The organism is Bacillus sp. FSL K6-1106, assembly GCF_038005245.1.
GTDB classification, from domain to species: Bacteria; Bacillota; Bacilli; order Bacillales; family Bacillaceae; genus Bacillus; species Bacillus altitudinis.
On sequence record NZ_JBBOSV010000001.1, the window covers coordinates 2,757,219 to 2,776,150 of the forward strand.

Annotated in this window: 20 protein-coding genes and 1 riboswitch; of the genes, 14 read left to right on the forward strand and 6 right to left on the reverse strand. The window is 42.7% G+C overall.

Annotated elements, in window-relative coordinates:
• The first annotated feature begins 9 nt into the window (after positions 1–9).
• From MHI20_RS14420 to MHI20_RS14440, 5 genes are read left to right on the forward strand one after another with little or no spacing between them, the layout of a single operon-like run.
• Positions 10–366, forward strand: coding sequence for a rhodanese-like domain-containing protein (locus tag MHI20_RS14420; RefSeq protein WP_039169331.1), 357 nt, complete (start codon positions 10–12; stop codon positions 364–366).
• A gap of 52 nt (positions 367–418) precedes the next feature.
• Positions 419–979 carry a sulfurtransferase TusA family protein gene (locus tag MHI20_RS14425; protein ID WP_340939096.1) on the forward strand — a complete coding sequence of 187 codons (561 nt, stop codon included), beginning with the start codon at positions 419–421 and terminating at the stop codon, positions 977–979.
• 15 nt (positions 980–994) lie between these two features.
• Positions 995–2,122 (forward strand): MBL fold metallo-hydrolase, encoded by a 1,128-nt coding sequence (locus MHI20_RS14430; protein ID WP_061417732.1) that lies wholly within the window; start codon positions 995–997, stop codon positions 2,120–2,122.
• Positions 2,123–2,156: 34 nt separating this feature from the next.
• Positions 2,157–2,387, forward strand: coding sequence for a sulfurtransferase TusA family protein (locus MHI20_RS14435; RefSeq protein WP_008343881.1), 231 nt, complete (start codon positions 2,157–2,159; stop codon positions 2,385–2,387).
• A gap of 58 nt (positions 2,388–2,445) precedes the next feature.
• On the forward strand, positions 2,446–3,222 hold the full coding sequence (locus MHI20_RS14440; RefSeq protein ID WP_008343880.1) for a sulfite exporter TauE/SafE family protein: 777 nt from the start codon (positions 2,446–2,448) through the stop codon (positions 3,220–3,222).
• Positions 3,223–3,274: 52 nt separating this feature from the next.
• Here the strand turns inward: MHI20_RS14440 and MHI20_RS14445 are convergent, their stop codons facing one another.
• Complete coding sequence (locus tag MHI20_RS14445; RefSeq protein WP_164071373.1) at positions 3,275–3,451, reverse strand: hypothetical protein; 177 nt, start codon at positions 3,449–3,451, stop codon at positions 3,275–3,277.
• A 291-nt stretch (positions 3,452–3,742) separates the two neighbouring features.
• Complete coding sequence (gene proS / locus MHI20_RS14450) at positions 3,743–5,176, reverse strand: proline--tRNA ligase (protein ID WP_039169319.1); 1,434 nt, start codon at positions 5,174–5,176, stop codon at positions 3,743–3,745.
• Positions 5,177–5,576: 400 nt separating this feature from the next.
• A riboswitch (purine riboswitch) is annotated at positions 5,577–5,676 on the forward strand.
• A gap of 77 nt (positions 5,677–5,753) precedes the next feature.
• Here proS and MHI20_RS14455 point away from each other — a divergent pair.
• Positions 5,754–6,926, forward strand: coding sequence for an MFS transporter (locus MHI20_RS14455; protein ID WP_046527294.1), 1,173 nt, complete (start codon positions 5,754–5,756; stop codon positions 6,924–6,926).
• A gap of 53 nt (positions 6,927–6,979) precedes the next feature.
• Here MHI20_RS14455 and MHI20_RS14460 read toward each other — a convergent pair whose 3' ends face one another.
• Positions 6,980–7,357 carry a hotdog domain-containing protein gene (locus tag MHI20_RS14460; RefSeq protein WP_073415831.1) on the reverse strand — a complete coding sequence of 126 codons (378 nt, stop codon included), beginning with the start codon at positions 7,355–7,357 and terminating at the stop codon, positions 6,980–6,982.
• A gap of 137 nt (positions 7,358–7,494) precedes the next feature.
• On the reverse strand, positions 7,495–8,262 hold the full coding sequence (locus tag MHI20_RS14465; protein WP_213406349.1) for a GNAT family N-acetyltransferase: 768 nt from the start codon (positions 8,260–8,262) through the stop codon (positions 7,495–7,497).
• Positions 8,263–8,469: 207 nt separating this feature from the next.
• Here MHI20_RS14465 and MHI20_RS14470 point away from each other — a divergent pair, with 207 nt between their 5' ends.
• The 4 genes from MHI20_RS14470 to MHI20_RS14485 all read left to right on the forward strand — a co-directional run bounded on the left by MHI20_RS14470 (position 8,470) and on the right by MHI20_RS14485 (position 11,309).
• Positions 8,470–8,928, forward strand: a complete 459-nt coding sequence (locus tag MHI20_RS14470) for a MarR family transcriptional regulator (protein WP_024719151.1) — start codon at positions 8,470–8,472, stop codon at positions 8,926–8,928.
• Between the two features lie 348 nt (positions 8,929–9,276).
• A complete protein-coding gene (locus tag MHI20_RS14475) occupies positions 9,277–9,738 on the forward strand; it encodes a DUF523 domain-containing protein (protein WP_340939113.1) in 462 nt (153 codons plus the stop codon).
• Between the two features lie 29 nt (positions 9,739–9,767).
• The gene (locus tag MHI20_RS14480) at positions 9,768–10,184 is read left to right on the forward strand and encodes a hypothetical protein (protein WP_340939116.1); all 417 of its coding nucleotides are present in this window, start codon (positions 9,768–9,770) and stop codon (positions 10,182–10,184) included.
• Positions 10,185–10,481: 297 nt separating this feature from the next.
• Positions 10,482–11,309, forward strand: a complete 828-nt coding sequence (locus MHI20_RS14485; RefSeq protein WP_340939118.1) for an aldo/keto reductase — start codon at positions 10,482–10,484, stop codon at positions 11,307–11,309.
• A 51-nt stretch (positions 11,310–11,360) separates the two neighbouring features.
• Here the strand turns inward: MHI20_RS14485 and MHI20_RS14490 are convergent, their stop codons facing one another.
• On the reverse strand, positions 11,361–12,443 hold the full coding sequence (locus tag MHI20_RS14490) for an iron-containing alcohol dehydrogenase family protein (protein ID WP_340939120.1): 1,083 nt from the start codon (positions 12,441–12,443) through the stop codon (positions 11,361–11,363).
• Positions 12,444–12,642: 199 nt separating this feature from the next.
• Here MHI20_RS14490 and trhO point away from each other — a divergent pair, with 199 nt between their 5' ends.
• Both trhO and MHI20_RS14500 read left to right on the forward strand, forming a co-directional pair.
• Positions 12,643–13,611: an oxygen-dependent tRNA uridine(34) hydroxylase TrhO gene (gene trhO / locus MHI20_RS14495; RefSeq protein ID WP_007498459.1), complete on the forward strand. Its 969-nt coding sequence runs from the start codon at positions 12,643–12,645 to the stop codon at positions 13,609–13,611.
• A 343-nt stretch (positions 13,612–13,954) separates the two neighbouring features.
• Positions 13,955–15,574 carry an APC family permease gene (locus MHI20_RS14500; protein ID WP_340939122.1) on the forward strand — a complete coding sequence of 540 codons (1,620 nt, stop codon included), beginning with the start codon at positions 13,955–13,957 and terminating at the stop codon, positions 15,572–15,574.
• 34 nt (positions 15,575–15,608) lie between these two features.
• On the opposite strand, the gene MHI20_RS14505 is transcribed toward MHI20_RS14500, so the two are convergent.
• Positions 15,609–15,809, reverse strand: a complete 201-nt coding sequence (locus MHI20_RS14505) for a hypothetical protein (RefSeq protein ID WP_035390601.1) — start codon at positions 15,807–15,809, stop codon at positions 15,609–15,611.
• 185 nt (positions 15,810–15,994) lie between these two features.
• Between MHI20_RS14505 and licT the strand changes: the two genes are divergently transcribed.
• Positions 15,995–16,831 carry a BglG family transcription antiterminator LicT gene (gene licT, locus MHI20_RS14510; protein WP_008343858.1) on the forward strand — a complete coding sequence of 279 codons (837 nt, stop codon included), beginning with the start codon at positions 15,995–15,997 and terminating at the stop codon, positions 16,829–16,831.
• A 236-nt stretch (positions 16,832–17,067) separates the two neighbouring features.
• The gene (locus MHI20_RS14515; RefSeq protein WP_057078645.1) at positions 17,068–18,927 is read left to right on the forward strand and encodes a beta-glucoside-specific PTS transporter subunit IIABC; all 1,860 of its coding nucleotides are present in this window, start codon (positions 17,068–17,070) and stop codon (positions 18,925–18,927) included.
• Positions 18,928–18,932: the final 5 nt, after the last annotated feature.

Consider the following 18,932-nt stretch of genomic DNA (forward strand, 5'->3'; position numbering starts at 1 on the left):
TGTCCATACATGATTCAAATGCTTTTGCTCATCATTGTGATCGCTTTGCTTGTGAGCCGTTTTCTTCCCGTACGGGGTGTGAAACAAATGGACGCAGCTCATCTGAAACCTAAATTGCATAGTCGGCATCAACAGCTGATAGACGTGCGATCACCTTTAGAGTTTCAAACAAATCATATAAAAGGCTTTCAAAATATCCCCTTACCACAGTTAAGGAATCGATCGCATGAGCTTGAGAAAGACAAAGAAGTGTATGTGATCTGCCAGAGCGGGATGAGAAGTATGCAGGCGGCTAAATTGTTAAAAAAACAGGGATTTACCCACATTACGAATATCAAGGGTGGCATGAATGCTTGGCGATTATAGGTATAAATAGGCTTTAAAATATACCCCCACCCCTATAAAAGGAGGAAAAACAATGCAGCAACCAACAGCAATTCTAGATGCAAAAGGATTGGCATGCCCAATGCCCATTGTCAAAACGAAAAAACAAATGAATGAGCTCTTGCCAGGAGATGTGCTTGAAGTGCAAGCAACCGATAAAGGGTCTACAGCGGATTTAGCAGCTTGGTCAAAAAGCGCCGGTCATGAATTTTTAGGAACAAAAGTAGAAGGACAGGTGCTTCATCATTTGATTCGTAAAGGCGGAGCGAAACAGGAGGAGGAGCAGTCAATGATTTCGGAAATGTCGTTGAACATGTTTCAACAGAAGGTAAAAGAAGATCAGTCATTGTTTATTTTAGATGTACGAGAGCCGGATGAATATGAAGCGGGTCATATTCCAGGAGCTGTTCACATTCCTCTCGGTGAGGTGGAACAACGTGCTGAAGAATTGAACCGAGAGACGCTCATTTGCCTCATCTGTCATTCAGGCAGAAGAAGTGAATTAGCCGCACAAAAGTTAAAAGAAAAAGGATTTCATCAATTGATCAATGTAGTGCCAGGCATGAACAGCTGGACAGGAGAGATTGAAAAATAGGAGCTGAATGAACCAATGACTGTAAAAGCAATGACAGCAGAACAGTTAACAAAAAAGATTATCAACAAAGAGCCGATCTTTTTGTTGGATGTACGAAACGAATCAGATGTGCAGGACTGGAAAATTGAAGGGAAAGCCGTTGAATATTTAAATGTGCCTTACTTTGAGCTTCTTGATGGCGTAGAGGATATGGTGGAGAACATACCGGATGACCTAGATGTACTGGTCGTTTGTGCGAAAGAAGGCTCCTCTATTATGGTGGCAGAGATGTTGTCAGAGGCAGGCAGAACGGTCCATTATTTGCAAGGCGGCATGAAGGCATGGAGTGAGCATTTAGAGCCAGTGAAGATCGGTGATTTAACTGGCGGTGGAGAGTTGTACCAATTTGTGCGAATGGGCAAGGGGTGCTTGTCCTATATGATCATGTCGAATGGGGAAGCTGCGATTATTGATGCGGCTAGAATGACGGAGGTCTATACGCAATTTGCTAAAAAACATCAAGTCACAGTGACGCATGTGTTTGATACGCACCTTCATGCGGACCATATATCTGGCGGGAAAAAGCTGTCTGAACAGACTGGTGCTATCTATTGGCTACCACCAAAAGACGCCGAAGAGGTGACATTTGATTACAATCACCTTGAAGAAGGACAGCGTGTGACGATTGGAGCGACGGAGATTGAGATTCATGCCCTTTATTCACCGGGCCATACGATTGGTTCAACCTCTTTTATCGTAGACGGTCGTTACCTCCTTTCAGGTGATATTTTGTTCATTGATTCGATCGGAAGACCTGACCTAGCCGGTATGGCGGAGGACTGGGTAGGTGATTTGAGAGAAACCCTTTATACACGATATACGGCGCTTTCGGCAGAATTGATTGTGCTGCCTGCACATTTTATGATCGTGGATGAGCTTAATGAAGACGGGAGCGTTTGGAAGGAACTAGGCGCTTTGTTTGAAGAAAATCACGGGCTGAACATTGAAGATGAAGACGTATTTAGACAAATGGTCACGCAGCATCTACCTGCACAACCAAACGCTTATCAAGACATTCGGTCTACCAATATGGGGAAGCTGCATCCAGACGAGGAAGCGCAGCGAGACATGGAAATTGGTCCAAACCGTTGTGCGATTCGATAATGTTCAATAAAATAAAGAAGCGAGGGATGATCAGATGACATCAGATCACATTTTAGACGTAACCGGGCTTGCATGCCCAATGCCGATTATTCGGACGAAGAAAAAAATGAACGACTTGGCAGAAGGCCAAGTATTAGAAATACATGCAACAGATAAAGGGGCCAAAGCTGATTTGGCTGCATGGGCTAAGTCAAGCGGACATGAATTGATCACGCAGACAGATGAAGGGCATGTGCTGAAGTTCTGGGTGAGAAAAGGGTCCTAAAGGGGAGAGGGGTATCTATGAGGGAGCCCCTTTTCCTTTTGCAAAGGAGGAGACCAGCGTGGATTTTGCATTTTTCATTACTTTATTTATCATCGGATTTATTGGTTCCTTCTTATCAGGAATGGTCGGAATAGGAGGATCGGTGATCAACTATCCCATGCTGCTTTATATCCCGCCTCTAGTCGGAGTGATGGCATTATCGGCACACGAGGTTTCAGGGATTGGTGCCATTCAAGTCCTATTTTCGACACTCGGCGGTGTGCTGGCGTATCGAAAAAGCGGATTTTTACATCGACCATTGATTTTATATATGGGGAGCAGTATATTGGCAGGGAGTTTATTAGGCAGCTATTTATCACATTTCCTTCCAGAGAAAGGCATCAATGTAGTCTATGGCCTGCTTGCCATTGTCGCTGTCATTTTAATGCTTGTTCCGAAAAAAGGTCAGCAGGCAGAAGCGGATGGAGAGGTGACCTTTCATAAAGGACTGGCGGCTGGTATTGCCTTTGTGATCGGAAGTGTATCGGGTGTATTAGGTGCAGGCGGTGCCTTTATTTTAGTGCCGGTGATGCTATCGATTCTCAAAATCCCTGTGCGGATGACGATTGCCTCGTCTCTGGCGATTACGTTTCTCTCCGCGATCGGCGCATCGGCTGGGAAAGTGCTGACTGGTCAAGTCATGTTCATGCCTGCTCTTGTCTTAATGGTAGCCAGTTTGATGGCCGCGCCGATTGGGGCGAAAATTGGCCAGAAAATCAATGCCGTTTATTTGCAATGGGCGCTTGCCGTGATGATTACAGCCACAGCGATCAAAATCTGGGTGGATTTATTATAAGAAAAAGACCAACAACTGAGAGCAAGGGCTCTTTTCCATGTGTTGGTCTTTTTTATTTTATGTCATCGTGCTCGATATACGTTTCAAGTGCAGGGTGGTACTCTTTTTGATAATGAAGATTGGGGCATGTTTTCACGACTTTGCCTTGCAAGGCATTGGACTTCGAGACATCTAATGCTGTTTTACATTTTGGACAACGTTCGTTAAATATTGAGAGCCAGCGCTTCATAGATCACCACTCCAGTTAAAGTCTTAAAAACCGATTATATTAATATGAATTATAGGGGATTGTGTGAATGAGGTCAATGGATATTTGGCTCTTTTTAACAAAAAAGAAGCATCGTATAAGATGCTTCAGCGTATAGACAAATCCTCGCATTCTTTGTCAGCCCTGCATGCTGGCGCTCATGATTTTTAATTTCGCTTCGCAAGAGTCCGAAGGCTTTCCGTCACGCTGAAAAGAAGACAAAGGGCTAAAATAAAGTTCATTTTAGCCCTTTGTCAACAATTTGAAGCATGATTAGTAGGCTTTTGCCCAGAACACCATATCAGAAGCAGGTTTCCCGCAGCAGACACATGTGTCAGAAACGGATTCTTGTTCAAACGGGATACAGCGTGATGTCGCTCCTGTTCTCTCTTTGATGTCGTTTTCGCAGTCTTCATCACCGCACCACATGGCTTTGATCAACCTGTTTTCTTCGGCAAGAAGCTGCTCGATGTCTTCGATTGTATGGGCGTTTGATGTTTTTTCATGTAATCGTTCTTTTGCTTTTTCGTACATCGTCTGTTGAATGTCTTCAAGCGTGGCCGTGATGGTTTGTTCAAGTGCATCTAACGTGACGGCTTGCTTTTCACCTGTGTCTCGTCTTGCGAGCATGACCTGGCCTTTTTCCATATCCTTTGGTCCTACTTCTACGCGTAATGGGATGCCCTGCATTTCGCATTCGTTGAATTTCCAGCCTGGCTGTTTATCACTTGCATCGATGTCAGCGCGTGCGATGCGGGCGAGTCGATCCTTTAATTCATAGGCATGATCGAGGACACCTTCTTTATGAGAAGCAATTGGCACAACACGTACTTGGGTTGGCGCAATGTTTGGCGGCAGGACAAGTCCTCTGTCATCGCCATGCACCATGATCATAGCGCCAATGATTCTTGTGGTGAAGCCCCATGATGTTTGCTGGACATGCTCTAATTTTCCTTCTCGATTTAAAAATTCAATGCCAAACGCCTTGGCAAATCCGTTGCCGAAGAAGTGAGAAGTGGCGGTTTGCAGGGCTTTTCCGTCATGCATCAAGCTTTCAACCGTATAGGTGAAGCGAGCGCCAGCGAATTTTTCTTTCTCTGTTTTTCTTCCTTTAATGACAGGGATCGCTAGAAGCTCTTCACAAATAGACGCATAGACATGGAGCATTTTTTCTGTTTCTTCAATCGCTTCTTGCTCAGTCTCGTGACAAGTGTGCCCTTCCTGCCAGAGGAATTCAAGGGTTCTAAGGAATGGACGTGTTGTCTTTTCCCAGCGGACGACATTGGCCCATTGGTTATATAGCTTCGGTAAATCACGATAGGAGTGAATGATGTTTTTATAATGCTCGGCGAACAGCACTTCAGAGGTTGGTCTGACGCAGAGTCTTTCTTGTAATTCCGAATCACCGCCATGAGTCACCCACGCCACTTCAGGAGCAAAGCCTTCGATATGATCCTTTTCTTGCTGGAGAAGGCTTTCTGGGATAAAGAGCGGCATATAGACATTCTCGTGACCCGTTTCTTTGATTTGACGATCAAGTTCGTCGCGAATATTCTCCCAAATTTTAAAACCGTATGGCTGAATAATCATACTGCCTCTAACGCTTGAATAATCGACGAGACGCGCCTTTGTGACAACATCTGTATACCACTGGGCAAAGTCGTCTTCCATGCTTGTAATTTTCTCAACAAATTGTTTCTTTGACATGGTCTTTTTCCTCCTTTTAAAAAAACAAAAAAGCTGTGCTTTAAGTTAGGGACCATTCCTGGTGGTACCACCCTAATTTAAAGCACAGCTTTACACTCGATCATGATAACGGTATGAACCGCTGTATGAAACAGAACTAAATCGGCAGGTTCACTTGAAGATGTCAGTAGGAACTTCTCAGCACCGTTCCCTCTCTGTTAAAGGTCAATTCAAGCTACTATTCCAGATCTACGTTGATCCTTGTTCGTTGATTTTTCATCAGTTTACCTGTAAATGGGGGAGAAAGCAAGTTGGTCCGCAAGTTCATTTCATGCCTTTCTGAGGTCGTTTATGTCGAAGAGCCATTGGCAAACATTTTCTATTTTTGCAGCTTGCACGTTATGGAAGGCTATGCTAATATATTTGAAGAAAAAAATAGACTTGTATAACCTCAATAATATGGTTTGAGGGTTTCTACCAGGATCCGATAAATCCTGATTACAAAAGCGCGCTTTCCTTTTTTGTAATCAGGGTTTTTTTGTTTGTCTGCACCCTGTATCAAAAGTGAAAGCCATGATATAGAGAAGGGATGTTAGACATGAACTGGAGAGTTTATTTATTAGCTGTTTCTACTTTTGCGGTTGGATTAGTTGAGCTTGTGGTCGGAGGCATTTTGCCAAGTTTAGCAGAGGATCTCAATGTGTCTCTTGCGACAGCTGGGCAGCTGATCACGGTATTTGCGATTGTGTATGCTATTTCAGCACCGGTGCTACTGACCGTCACAGCCAAAATCGAACGAAAGCGTCTTTATTTAATCGCATTATTGGTCTTTACATTAGGCAATGTATTCACATATTTTAGTTCCACCTTTGCCCTTGTCATGATCTCTAGGGTCTTGATTGCCATGAGTACAGCGCTTGTTGTGGTGTTATCATTGACGATTACCGCCAAGCTGGTGGAACCGGCGCATCGAGCGAAAGCATTAGGTCTGATTTTTATTGGGATTAGCTCATCACTTGTTCTCGGTGTACCGATCGGTATTTTTATTACAGAGAGCTTTGGCTGGAGAGTGATGTTTTTAGGAATCAGTATTCTGTCAGCCATATCCATGGTACTCATTTATTTTCTATTGGAGAAAATGCCTGTTGAAAAAGTCACGCCGCTTAAAGAACAAATTCGTTCTTTAGGGCATCCGAAAATTTTCAGTGCACATTTGATTAGTTTGTTTATGCTTGCTGGTCATTATATGCTGTATTCTTATTTCACGCCATTTCTGATGGAAGTTCTCCATATGACTCCGTTTTGGATTAGTATTTGTTATTTGGTCTTCGGGCTTGCGTCGATTGGCGGGAATGGGTTTGGCGGCTGGCTGAGTGACAAACTAGGATCAGGGAAAGCCATTTTGCTGGTGACAATCGCGTTTGCCATTGTGATGTTTATCCTTCCTTATACAGCAGGAGTGTTTATGCTCTTTATGGTGATGGTTGTCCTATGGGGTGCTCTTAGCTGGGCACTGACACCTGCTTTGCAGAGCTATTTGATTCAAACAGACCCTGTGACGTCTGATATTCAGCAGAGTTTGAATACATCCGCTTTGCAAATTGGGATTTCCATTGGATCAGCCGTGGGCGGCGTCATGTTTACAATGACTGGTTCATCCGTTGACTTGGCTAAATTCGGCGCTATTTTTGTGCTGATTGCCTTTAGCTGTGCAGTGATTTCATTAAAGAGACCGCCGCTTTATATGGATCGTCAGCATCAGGCTGAATAGAAGAGAATAAGAACATTTTCGTGTTAGTTAGCTGCCTCATCATAGGCAGCTTTTTATTTTTTTAAAACCACACCTTCACTTTTACCAGTAATGACTTCTTCTCCATGCTGATTGATATAACGGGAAAAAAGGTGGACACGATGGTATTTTTCAAGGGGTTCTACCTTGGTGACGGCCATCTGACAGGTAATGGTGTCACCTGTATAAACAGGGCGTATGAAGGTACATGTCATCTCTTGACCGATAAAATGAAACTGACCACCAAGCTTCGTGGCTAGACTTGCTGTGAGAAAACCGTGTACCATGAGCCTGCCTTGATCATCTAGCTCGGTATGATGTTTGCCAAGATCACCTGTCATCTCGCCAAATTGAATCACATCTTCATGCGTATAGGTTTTGCTTGTTTGAAATTGATCGCCTGGTCGAACCATTTGTTCTTCAGCTCCTTTTTTTAAATGTACCAAAGGAGTGAATGAATGTACATTCATTTTTGTGATGAGATGTTAGAGGCAAAGAAGAGACAGGATGCCTTTCTTTACCCTCGATAAGTCAGGAAAAATGTCATCTTCTATTCAAAAACAACCATTTCTCCAATTGGTTGAAATCCGGCACGCTGATAGATATGTTTGCCGTCATTTGAGGCTTGTAACATCACACACTTTTGTTTGTTATCTGTTTGGGTCAGAAGGTAATGAAACATGTCACTGCCAAGTCCTCTTCCGCGGTGTTCTGCCTTTGTGATGACATCATAAATACCGTAGCTGTCTGCTGTTTCAATCAATAAGCCCGTTGTGACCGGTTTGTTGTGTTCATATCCAACGAACATGCGGGTACTCGGGTGTAATCGTTCAATCGAAAAGCGCTGGAAATAGCTGTTTAAAGCGATTGCCTCAGGTGATCCTTCGAAAAGTTCGATAAATAAATGTTGATAATCGAGAAAGGTTTGATCGTCAGTCACTTCCTTGATCGTAAGCGATTGAGAGGTCCTTTGATCGATGTCGTTTGTATGTTCAAGCATCATGATGGTATTGCGTTCCACTTCTTGAAGCCCATATTTCTGCATGATATTCGACCAATCGGGGTGGAGCAGGCTTTGAGTGATCCATGTGCTGAATGCTAGCTGCTGTTGCTGCATTTGTTCGATGGCAGCTTCCACTTTTTGTTGATCTTGTATGTGCGCTGAAATGGGTAATAACAAATTGAACGTGTCAGTTGATATATGCGTGTTTGATAAAACGAAATCTTCTGTTGATAGGAACGATCCGTTGACAACAGAAGAAAACAAATTTATTTTTTCTTCTAACTGGCGAATGGCCATTTGCTGTTCTGTTTTCATTCTCTCACCTTCTTTTTTTGATTGAGGGTTACCTATCATAAATAATAGCAAAGAAAAGGAAATTGTGCTGTCTCTTGTAATCTAGTAAAAAAGTTCTCTTATTTATCAGGTCTGATGACCCATTCTTTTCCTCATCCCCACATTTCTTTTGACTCCTTTATTGATTATTAGTACCATTTTATTAACCAGTTAAGAGTGGAGGTTCAGATGGAAACAAACGAGCAGATTGTCTTAAAAGCGATTCAAGATTTGATTATGCATAGGGAAAAGAAACGGAACGATCCAACAGATCCACTGATTACCACGACTGATACACTCAAGCAAGATTGGACACTTACACAGCTTCATATTTTATCTATGATTCAAGCAAACCCTAATGAATCCAATAATACATTTCTTTCACAACAACTAAAACTATCAAAACCAGCCATTACAAAGGCTGTGAAAAAGCTCATCGAAAAAGGCATGGTCGACTATTGCCACCGGCAAGGTGACAAGAAATCCGTCTATTATTCACTCACAGAGGAAGGCACACAGCTTGCGGCACTGCATGATGAGCTTCATGAACAGGCAGTCTCCTCCTATTTAGAATTCCTCCATGAATTTAATGAAGACGAACTACAGGTTATTGAGCGCTTCTTAAAGGCTTGGAAGGAAAAGATATAAATAACGGACCGAAAGCTTTCTATAAACTAGATGCTTTCGGTTTTTTTATGGTAAAATTAACATATATTGACGTTATTCGTGATGATGATTGAGGGAGGGAACCGTGTTGGTGGAAGAGATGATGGAAAATTTCAAAAAATATGTATTTATCATGCCGTTCGTCGGATTGTTTGTCAGCTTGCTATTATTTGTTTATTTTTTTGGTATCACAGGAGTTGAAGGGTCCATGTGGGCGGCTGTTTTGTATTGTGCTCTGCCCTTTCTGATGTACACGATACTCTGTTTGCCTTTATGGATTTATTTTAAAGTCAGCAAAAAACGTTCAATACATAGAAATGAGGAACATACATGATCGTTGTTAGCGCTTGTCTTGCGGGATTAAAGGTCCGTTATAATGGCAGCCATCGATTAGATCAACGTATCGAGGAGCTCGTGCAGGAAGGAAAGGCGGTAACAGTTTGCCCTGAGCTGCTTGGCGGTTTCTCTACACCAAGACCTCCCGCAGAAATTATTGGTGGAGATGGTCATGATGTCTTACGGGGGCAGGCTTCTGTTGTTGATGTTCATGGAACAGATGTGACAGAGATGTATGTAAATGGTGCACAAGACACGCTTAAGCAGGTTCAGACTCTTGGCGCAACATCCGTCGTGTTAAAAGAGTACAGCCCTTCTTGCGGAAGCCGGATGATCTATCGGGGAGAGTTTAACGGGAAGACAAAGGCTGGGAACGGTGTGACGTCTGCCTTGCTGAAACAGCATGGGATTCAAGTATTCTCTGAGGAGGATGATTGGACCTCGCTGTTTGTATAGGGATGGCGTGAATTGAAGGAGGAGTTAGGTTGAAGAAGTGGATCATTGGTTTAGTAGTCGTTATGTTCATCGGAATAGGTCTTTATTTTATGATCAATGCCAAAACATATGCTTTTGATGATGTGGTCTCGATTGATAAAGATAAAGTGACTTCCATTCAAATTGAGCATGATGATGAGCGCGTTGTGGTGGATAAGAAAGAGGATATTCAAAAGCTGCTGAAGAAATTTTCGGGTATTCAATTAAAGAAATTAACTGGATCTAAAAAAGAAACAAAAGAATCTTATTGGATCAGAGTGTACGAGAACGAAAAGCAAATGTATGGTGTGACTTTTTATGACCAAAGCTTTTTAGAGACGTATGATGGTTCTAAAACAAAAAATCGAATCAGTGAATACCAAATCGTTGATGCAAATCAAGTCGATATGGGACAATACATCAAATAAGATCATTCAGTCTATGAATGGTTTCAGCGTGTAGACAAACCCTCGCATTCTTTGTCAGTCCTGCGTGCTGGTGCTCACGAATGTCAAATTCGCTCTGCGCCAGTACTCGTCCTTCCTAGACTGCAAAGGTTTTCTATCACGCTAAAAAAGAAGACAAAGGGCTAAAATCAAGTTCATTTTAGCCCTTTGTCAACTATCTGAGATCATTCAGTCTATGAATGGTTTATCTTCATGCATGATCTTTCGCACATTCGGGTATAGTGCATGGTAAGCAAAAATGAAGCGGAGGTTTGTTTGATGAGTGGATTAACAGATACAGTCACATTAGCAAACGGAGTGAAAATGCCGAAGCTTGGCTTTGGTGTATGGCAAGTAAAAGATGGGGATGAGGCTGTAAATGCAGTCAAAGACGCACTAGAAGCGGGCTATCGCAGTATAGATACAGCAGCGGCCTATCAAAATGAAGAAGGTGTTGGCAAAGCCATTCAGCAATCAGGCATCTCTCGCGATGATCTGTTCATTACGACAAAAGTGTGGAATAGTGATCAAGGATATGAGTCAACGCTTGAAGCCTTTGAAACGAGTATGAACAAACTTGGTCTGGATGTATTGGATCTTTATTTAATCCATTGGCCGGTTGAAGGCAAATATAAAGAAACGTGGAAAGCGCTAGAAAAGCTTTATAAGGATGGCCGCGTGAAAGCCATTGGCGTGTGTAACTTCCATCAGCACCATTTAGAAGATTTAATAGAAGAGGCAGAAGTGGTACCAATGGTCAATCAAATTGAGCTGCATCCGAAGCTGACGCAGGAGCCTTTACGTGACTACTGCAAGGCAAAAGGCATTCATGTAGAAGCATGGTCGCCATTAGGCAGCGGAAAACTTCTTAACCATCCGGTGCTTCAAGATATTGCGAAAAAACATGAGAAGTCAGTGGCGCAAGTCATTCTTCGCTGGGACTTGCAGCATGGCATTATCACCATTCCGAAATCTGTGACGAAGAGCCGAATCATCGAAAACACAAACGTATTTGATTTTGAGTTGTCCGCCCATGAAATGAGTGTCATTGATCAGCTCAATGAAGATGAGCGCACGGGTCCAGACCCAGATAACTTCGATTTTTAATATAAGAAAAGCACGGGTGGGATGCCTGTGCTTTTTTATTTGCCGGTATGTTCAGACCGTTTTTTGAGGCTGATAGGTCTCAATGATTTGAATGGCGTCGACAATTTGCTCTTTCTTATAGTCTCCAATCAAACAAAAGGTTTCATCTTTACTTGCAGCATGGTTTGCCACTGTATGTGCTGCTTCCTCTAGCTGAGCTGTGATGCCAAGCTCACGCATCGTTCTAGGTAATCCGAGTGTTTGATAAAGCTCGAGTAATTCTTCTACTTCCGTCATACGGTTTTCTGCGGCAAGCTGAACGAGAATGCCATAGGCCACTTTTTGTCCATGTAACACATGATGTGTTTCATCAATAAATGTTAATCCATTATGAACGGCATGGGCTCCTGCCATTCTGCCATAACGTCCTCCATAGCCGCCGACTGTTCCGGCTAACGTAATGATCGTATCTGTTACATCTGCAAAGGCTTGAGAAAGCTGACCTGTTTTTAAACTGCTAACGGCTTCTTCACTATGAGTCAGAAGAATGTCACGAACGTACACTGCCTGCTTTAATGCAGCATGTACCATGAGCGGCAAGGTGCCTTTTGTGTTGCGAATAATGGCTTCCGCTTCATACCATTTTGCGAGCGTATCCCCAATTCCGCTTTGGAGATAGGAAAGAGGAGATGAAAGCAAAAAAGTATGATCAATTAACGTGAGATAGCTGGACCGCTTATGATAGTCGACCCTCATGAAATTCCCCTTGTCATCATAAATGACGCTGAGCGGTGTAGAAGCCGCACATGTCCCAGGAATCGTCGGCACCATGATCACTTCAATTTGGAGAGCGTCGGCAACAGACTTCGCTGTATCTAAAATCGTGCCGCCACCGATTCCGATGATCACGTCTGAACTCTTGAGTTCTTCCGCAATTTGTGTGATCGCATTTGGTGAACTGTAACCTTTATGCTGAACAACAGGCCACTCGGATGGAAGCTTTGTGTACTGTGAAAAGGCTTGATATGAGTCATATCCTGTCACTATAGCTGGTGACTGAAAGGGAGTAACAAATGACTCGATTTCATGATAAATCCCCTTTTGAGAAATAAACTGGTTAGGACCGCTTCTGACGATCTCTTCTGGCTGGATCATTGACTTATGCTCCTTTACGAAATCATATAGTTCTTAAATCATCTCATTTTACAGAAAGTTCTGTCAAATAATCGAACAATATGAGACCATAGACCCTTCCGTTTTATGGAATTGAACTACTGACATTGCCTTAAGGTATGTATTTCCTGTATGATATAAAATGGTATGTTTTGATTAAATTTAAGAGGTGTTTATATATATGGAAAAACAATATCGTGTATTACTTTACTATCAATATGTCCCCATTGAGGATCCAGAAACGTTTACAGCAGAGCATCTAGCATTCTGTAAGGAACTTGGTTTGTTAGGTCGTATTCTTGTTTCATCTGAAGGCATAAACGGAACTGTTTCTGGTACCATTGAGCAGACGGACAAGTACATGCAAGCATTGAAAGAAGATCCACGCTTTGCGTCTATGCCAATTAAAATTGACGAAGCAGATGGTCATGCGTTTAAGAAAATGCACGTCCGCCACCGAAATGAATTGGTGAATTTAAGTCTTGAAGATGATGTGAATCCGCTAGAATTAACGGGGAAACATCTCAGCCCAGTTGAATTTTACGAGCAAATGCAATCACCTGATACGGTCGTGATTGATGCACGTAATGATTATGAGTTTGATGTCGGTCACTTCAGAGGTGCTGTGCGCCCTGACATTGAGACATTCCGTGAATTACCTGAGTGGATTCGTGACAACAAAGAGATTCTTGAAGGGAAAAAAATTCTGACGTATTGCACAGGCGGCGTACGCTGTGAGAAATTCTCAGGATGGTTAAAGCGTGAAGGCTTTGAAGATGTATCCCAGCTTGACGGTGGAATTGTCACGTACGGAAAAGACCCGGAAGTTCAAGGAAAACTATGGGACGGTCAATGTTATGTGTTTGATAACCGCCTAACGGTTCCAGTCAATCAAACAGAGCACGTCGTAGTAGGAAAAGATTTCTTCACTGGCGAACCTTGCGAGCGTTATGTGAACTGCGCGAACCCTGCATGTAACCGCAAAATGATTGCAACAGAAGAAAGCGAGCATAAATATATGCGCAGCTGCAGCCATGAATGCCGCACAAGCGAACGTAACCTTTATGTGAAACAACATAATTTGTCTGAAGAAGAAGTTCAAGAAAGACTAGCTGTCATTGAAAAAGAACAAGCAATCTCACAAGGATAAGAGGGTTTCCCTTTTATCCTTTTTTCTTTGAATGATACGTGTTCAGAGGGAAGAGGAAGTCATTTCCTCTTTCTTTTTTGTTTTGTTTTTTTCAAAATAAGGGTAAAGGTAGTTAATCAGTCTAATAGATTGAACAGTTGAAAAAGCGCTTTCTTTTGAAATAAGCATGTTCGACTATTTCAGAAAATGGAGAATTGAGAGATAATATAACAGGCAAAAAAATGAACAAAGATAAAAGTTCAGATCAGAAAGTATTTGCCAATGGAATGAATGGTGAGCTGCTATAAAAGAAAGGCGCTTGCTCGACACATGCTCTGTATTTTAATCGAAAGGTGTTATGAACATGAATCATTTGCATCGTAGGATGGGAACTTTCGCTTTAATGATGGTAGGTCTTGGCTCAATCATTGGTTCAGGATGGCTCTTTGGTGCGTGGCGGGCTGCTCAAATCGCCGGCCCTGCTGCTATTTTGTCATGGTTGATCGGGATGGTTGTTATTTTATTTATCGCATTGTCTTATAGTGAACTCGGGTCGATGTTTCCAGAGGCAGGCGGAATGGTCAAATATACGCAATATTCACACGGCTCTTTTATTGGATTTATCGCCGCTTGGGCAAACTGGATCGCCATTGTATCAGTGATTCCTGTTGAGGCAGTGGCCTCCGTTCAATACATGAGCTCATGGCCTTGGGAGTGGGCAAAGTGGACAAGCCATTTGGTCACAAAAGGGGTTTTGACGACCGAGGGGCTCATGGTGGCAAGTGTGCTGCTGGTGATTTATTTTCTGCTCAATTATTGGACAGTTGGGTTGTTTTCAAAGGCGAATACATTCATTACGGTTTTTAAAATCGTCATTCCAGGATTAACAATTGGTGCGCTCTTATTCGTAGGTTTTCATAGTGAGAATTTTACTTCTGGAACAAGTATTGCGCCGAACGGCTGGGCGAGTGTGCTGACAGCTGTCGCAACATCAGGGATTGTGTTTGCTTTTAATGGCTTCCAAAGCCCGATTAATATGGCAGGAGAAGCGAAAAATCCAGGGCGTTCGATTCCAATCGCCATTGTTGGATCGATTTTGATTGCAACGGTCATTTATGTGCTGCTGCAAATCGCTTTTATTGGGGCTGTCGATCCATCAATGATTGTGAATGGCTGGGGGCATTTGAATTTCAACTCGCCATTTGCTGACCTTGCCATTGCGCTAGGAATCAACTGGCTTGTCCTTATTTTATATGCAGATGCGTTCGTTTCTCCTTCTGGAACAGGGATTACGTATACGGCGACGACGTCTCGTATGATTTATGGGATGGAAAAAAACAAGTACATGCCGAGTGTACTTGGTCGTCTGCACCCAATTTATGGTGTGCCTCGTCCAGCGATGTTTTTTAACTTAGGCGTATCGTTTATCTTTCTGTTTTTGTTTAGAGGATGGGGGGTTCTCGCTGAAATTATCTCTGTGGCGACCTTGATTTCCTATTTGACAGGACCTGTGACAGTAATGACGCTGAGAAAGACGGGCACAGATTTATATCGTCCACTGCGAATTAAAGGACTCAGCATCATTGCCCCGCTCGGTTTTGTCTTTGCATCATTGACACTGTACTGGGCGAGATGGCCGCTGACGGGTCAGGTGCTCTTCATTATTCACATCGGTCTGCCAATCTATTTTTACTATCAAGCAAAAGCGAAGTGGAAGGGCTTTGGCCGTCACTTTAAAGCAGGTGCTTGGATGGTTGTGTATTTGCTTGTGATGATGACGATTTCTTGTCTCGGCAGTGATAAATTTGGCGGGTATAACGTCATTCATTATGGCTGGGATATGGCGCTCATTGCAGTTGTGGCGTTGTTATTTTATATGTGGGCACTCAAAAGTGGATTTGAAACAGAGTTTTTAGAAGATGCGAAAAAAATTAATGATGAACTGCGTGCTTCTCAGAAAGAAGCCGCCTCATCTAAGGAATAACGGAAGGGCTGCCTGAATACTGAGGGCAGCCTTTTTATTTGGATAGATGATGCATGACATGCTGCTTTAGCCAAGTGGTAACGCCGTGTAGAACGGTGGCTGTCACAAGACAGATAAGCGCATATCTCCATAGCTGATCTAAGCCTTGTCCACTAAGCCAAAAAACAATACCTAGAATAAAGAGAGTCAGAATGAACATGAATAAAAAAGATGCTGACCAGAAAAAAGCCTTCATCGAAGGTCACCTCCTCGGGGTATTGTATGCAGGCCGAGGGAGGATCAGACCAGCAAGAAAGAAGTAAAAATATCGTGAAATCTATTTCAAAAGTCAGATAAAAACGCCAAGTGATTTGACAGTTGTGTTAAGATGAGAGCATATTTTGAGTGTAGATGGCTGGTTATAGACGGAGGTGTTTGGAGATGCAGATTCAAAAGGTTCTAAACAATAATGTCATTAGTGTGATAGATGAACAAGGAAAAGAAATCGTCGTCATGGGCAGAGGCATCGCTTTTCAAAGACGTCCCGGCGACCCGGTGGACGAGGCGTTAATTGATAAAGTGTTCCGCCTAGAAGATCATTCCGTACATGAGCGGATGAAAATGTTGCTTCAAGAGGTTCCATATGATGTCGTCAAGGTGACCGAGGAAATGATCCAATACGCACATACAAAGCTGAACCGAAGATTAAACGAAAGTCTGCATGTATCGCTGGCAGACCATATTCATTACGCAATCGAACGATTAAAGAAAAACCACTTGATTGAGAATTCGCTGATTTGGGAGATTAAACGTTTATACAAAGATGAGTTTCTCGTGGCGAAGGAATGCCTTGAGATGATTGAAGATCGTCTTCATATTGAACTGCCTGAAGATGAAGCGGGCTTTATTGCCATGCATATCATTAATGCAGAGCTCAATGAAGACATGAATACAACGGTCAATATCACAAAAGAAGTGAATGCCATACTGACCATTGTGAAATATCACTTGAACATGGAATTTGATGAAGACTCGCTCAACTTTTATCGTTTTCTCACACATTTACGCTTTTTCGTACAGCGTCTCATCAACGAAACGTTACTCGTCAGTGAAGATCAAGATTTATATCAGCTGATTAAAGTGAAATATCCGAAGGCGTACGAATGCGCAAAGAAAATCGCGGAATATGTGTATCAAACGTATCATCGCGACCTGACATCAGAGGAGATGCTCTATCTATCGATTCATTTGAATCGACTCATCAAACGAGAAAAATAAAGATAGAATTTTAAAAGAAAGCGTTGACATCATAAAAAGTGAGTGGTACTATTTGCTCATAAACATAAAAGAATACGGTTTCACAATGATCGTCTTAGAGGATTGTGACTGTTCGGCAGGCAAAACCTAAACGTTCACTGAAAAAGCGCAATAGCAAGTTGCGACTATTTTTGGTGCCCGTTTAGGTTTTTATTTTGCCTAAAAACGTATTTTTTTGAAAAAAAGGGGGTTTTTGTATGAGTCATCGTCAATTAGCAGAAGACATTATCAAACATATCGGGACAGAGAAAAATGTTCATTCATTGGTTCACTGTGCCACAAGACTTCGCTTTACATTAAATGACAGATCAAAAGCAGATAAAGCGGCCATTGAAAAATTAAATGGTGTGGTGACTGTCATGGAAAGCGGCGGCCAGTTTCAGGTGGTCATTGGCAACACCGTACCAGAGGTATATCGAGAGATTGGGGAGTTTACGAATCTATTAGAGGATTCCACTTCTTCATCTTCTAGATCAAGTGAAGAAAGTACAAGTCTTTTTGGAAAATTCGTCGACATTGTTTCTGGAATTTTCACACCGCTTCTAGGTGTTATGGCGGGTGCCGGTATTTTAAAAGGACTTCTAGGCATCTGTATCAATGCAAAATGGTTATCACCTGAAGATACGTCGTATCAAATTTTATTTGCCGCATCAGACAGCTTGTTCTACTTCCTGCCGCTGCTACTCGCATTCACTTCTGCTAGGAAGTTTAAAGCGAATCCATTTGTCGCTGTGACGATTGCAGGTGCACTGATCTACCCGACTATTCAAGAGCTCACAAAAGGCGGCGGAGATGTGTCGTTCTTCGGCATTCCGGTTGTCTTAATGTCTTATACATCAACGGTTATCCCGATTATTTTGGCAGTGTTTGTGATGGGATATATCGAACGTTTCTTTAACAAAGTCATTCATGAAAGTGTGAAAAACTTTATTACACCACTGATTTTACTGGTCACGGTCGTTCCACTGACACTGATCGTATTTGGACCATTTGGTGTGTATGCAGGGAACGGAATTGCAGCCGTCCTGCTGAAAGTATTCTCCTTTAGCCCTACACTTGCCGGTGCTTTAATTGCGATGGCATGGCAGGTTCTTGTCATCTTCGGTATCCATTGGGGGCTTGTGCCAGTCATTTTAAATAATATTGCGGTTCATGGAAAAGATCATATTAAGCCGGCTACTGCGCCAGCTGTATTTTCACAAGCCGGTGCTTCAATCGGTGTTATGCTGAAAACAAAGAACAAAAAGCTGAAATCATTAGCTGGATCGACAGCGGTTTCTGCTGTATTTGGAATTACAGAACCTGCTGTATACGGCGTCACACTTCGTTTGAAAAAACCATTTATTGCAGCGGTTATCTCTGCCGGTGTCGGTGGTGCCATTATCGGTTATTCACAAAGTATTGCGATCGCGTCAGGTCTTCCGAGTTTACTGACACTTCCGATCTTCTATGGTCAAGGATTTACAGGATTCTTAATCGGAATTTCCGTTTCATTTGTCCTTTCAATCGTCTTAACCTATTTGATTGGATTCAAAGACCCTGTGGATGAAGAAGATGCTCCTGCAGCTAGTTCTGCACCAGCATCTGAAAATGAACATGGTGTCAAAGCAGCTCATGTGAAAAGTCCTTTATCTGGCGAAGTCATCAAGCTAGAAGAGGTGCAAGATAAAGCCTTCTCATCTGGCGCATTAGGTAAGGGCGCAGCCATTATTCCATCAGAAGGCAAGCTGTTTGCACCAGTAACTGGAGTCGTGACAACGGTATTCCCAACTGGACATGCATACGGTCTCACCTCTGAAAGCGGAGCAGAAGTACTCATTCATATTGGACTGGATACTGTACAACTTGGGGGCCGTCATTTTACGCCGAAGGTTGAGCAGGGCCAAACCATTACAGAAGGTGAACTGCTTGCGGAGTTTGATATTGAGGCCATTCAAGCAGCAGGTCTTTCTGTCACAACACCTGTGATTATTACCAATTCCGGTGAATTTAGCGATATCATTGAGACAGAAGAAAAACAAGTGACACCAGGACAATCATTTTTACACTTAGTTTAAGAAAG

Coding starts and splice junctions, on each gene's coding strand:
- proS (WP_039169319.1), bottom strand. CDS start 5,176: ATGTCAAAGAAACAATTTGTTGAGAAAATTACAAGCATGGAAGACGAC.
- licT (WP_008343858.1), top strand. CDS start 15,995: ATGCAGATTCAAAAGGTTCTAAACAATAATGTCATTAGTGTGATAGAT.
- MHI20_RS14490 (WP_340939120.1), bottom strand. CDS start 12,443: ATGATCCAGCCAGAAGAGATCGTCAGAAGCGGTCCTAACCAGTTTATT.
- MHI20_RS14430 (WP_061417732.1), top strand. CDS start 995: ATGACTGTAAAAGCAATGACAGCAGAACAGTTAACAAAAAAGATTATC.
- MHI20_RS14485 (WP_340939118.1), top strand. CDS start 10,482: ATGAGTGGATTAACAGATACAGTCACATTAGCAAACGGAGTGAAAATG.
- MHI20_RS14420 (WP_039169331.1), top strand. CDS start 10: ATGATTCAAATGCTTTTGCTCATCATTGTGATCGCTTTGCTTGTGAGC.
- MHI20_RS14435 (WP_008343881.1), top strand. CDS start 2,157: ATGACATCAGATCACATTTTAGACGTAACCGGGCTTGCATGCCCAATG.
- trhO (WP_007498459.1), top strand. CDS start 12,643: ATGGAAAAACAATATCGTGTATTACTTTACTATCAATATGTCCCCATT.
- MHI20_RS14445 (WP_164071373.1), bottom strand. CDS start 3,451: ATGAAGCGCTGGCTCTCAATATTTAACGAACGTTGTCCAAAATGTAAA.
- MHI20_RS14470 (WP_024719151.1), top strand. CDS start 8,470: ATGGAAACAAACGAGCAGATTGTCTTAAAAGCGATTCAAGATTTGATT.
- MHI20_RS14465 (WP_213406349.1), bottom strand. CDS start 8,262: ATGAAAACAGAACAGCAAATGGCCATTCGCCAGTTAGAAGAAAAAATA.
- MHI20_RS14505 (WP_035390601.1), bottom strand. CDS start 15,809: ATGAAGGCTTTTTTCTGGTCAGCATCTTTTTTATTCATGTTCATTCTG.
- MHI20_RS14475 (WP_340939113.1), top strand. CDS start 9,277: ATGATCGTTGTTAGCGCTTGTCTTGCGGGATTAAAGGTCCGTTATAAT.
- MHI20_RS14500 (WP_340939122.1), top strand. CDS start 13,955: ATGAATCATTTGCATCGTAGGATGGGAACTTTCGCTTTAATGATGGTA.
- MHI20_RS14455 (WP_046527294.1), top strand. CDS start 5,754: ATGAACTGGAGAGTTTATTTATTAGCTGTTTCTACTTTTGCGGTTGGA.
- MHI20_RS14515 (WP_057078645.1), top strand. CDS start 17,068: ATGAGTCATCGTCAATTAGCAGAAGACATTATCAAACATATCGGGACA.
- MHI20_RS14460 (WP_073415831.1), bottom strand. CDS start 7,357: ATGGTTCGACCAGGCGATCAATTTCAAACAAGCAAAACCTATACGCAT.
- MHI20_RS14425 (WP_340939096.1), top strand. CDS start 419: ATGCAGCAACCAACAGCAATTCTAGATGCAAAAGGATTGGCATGCCCA.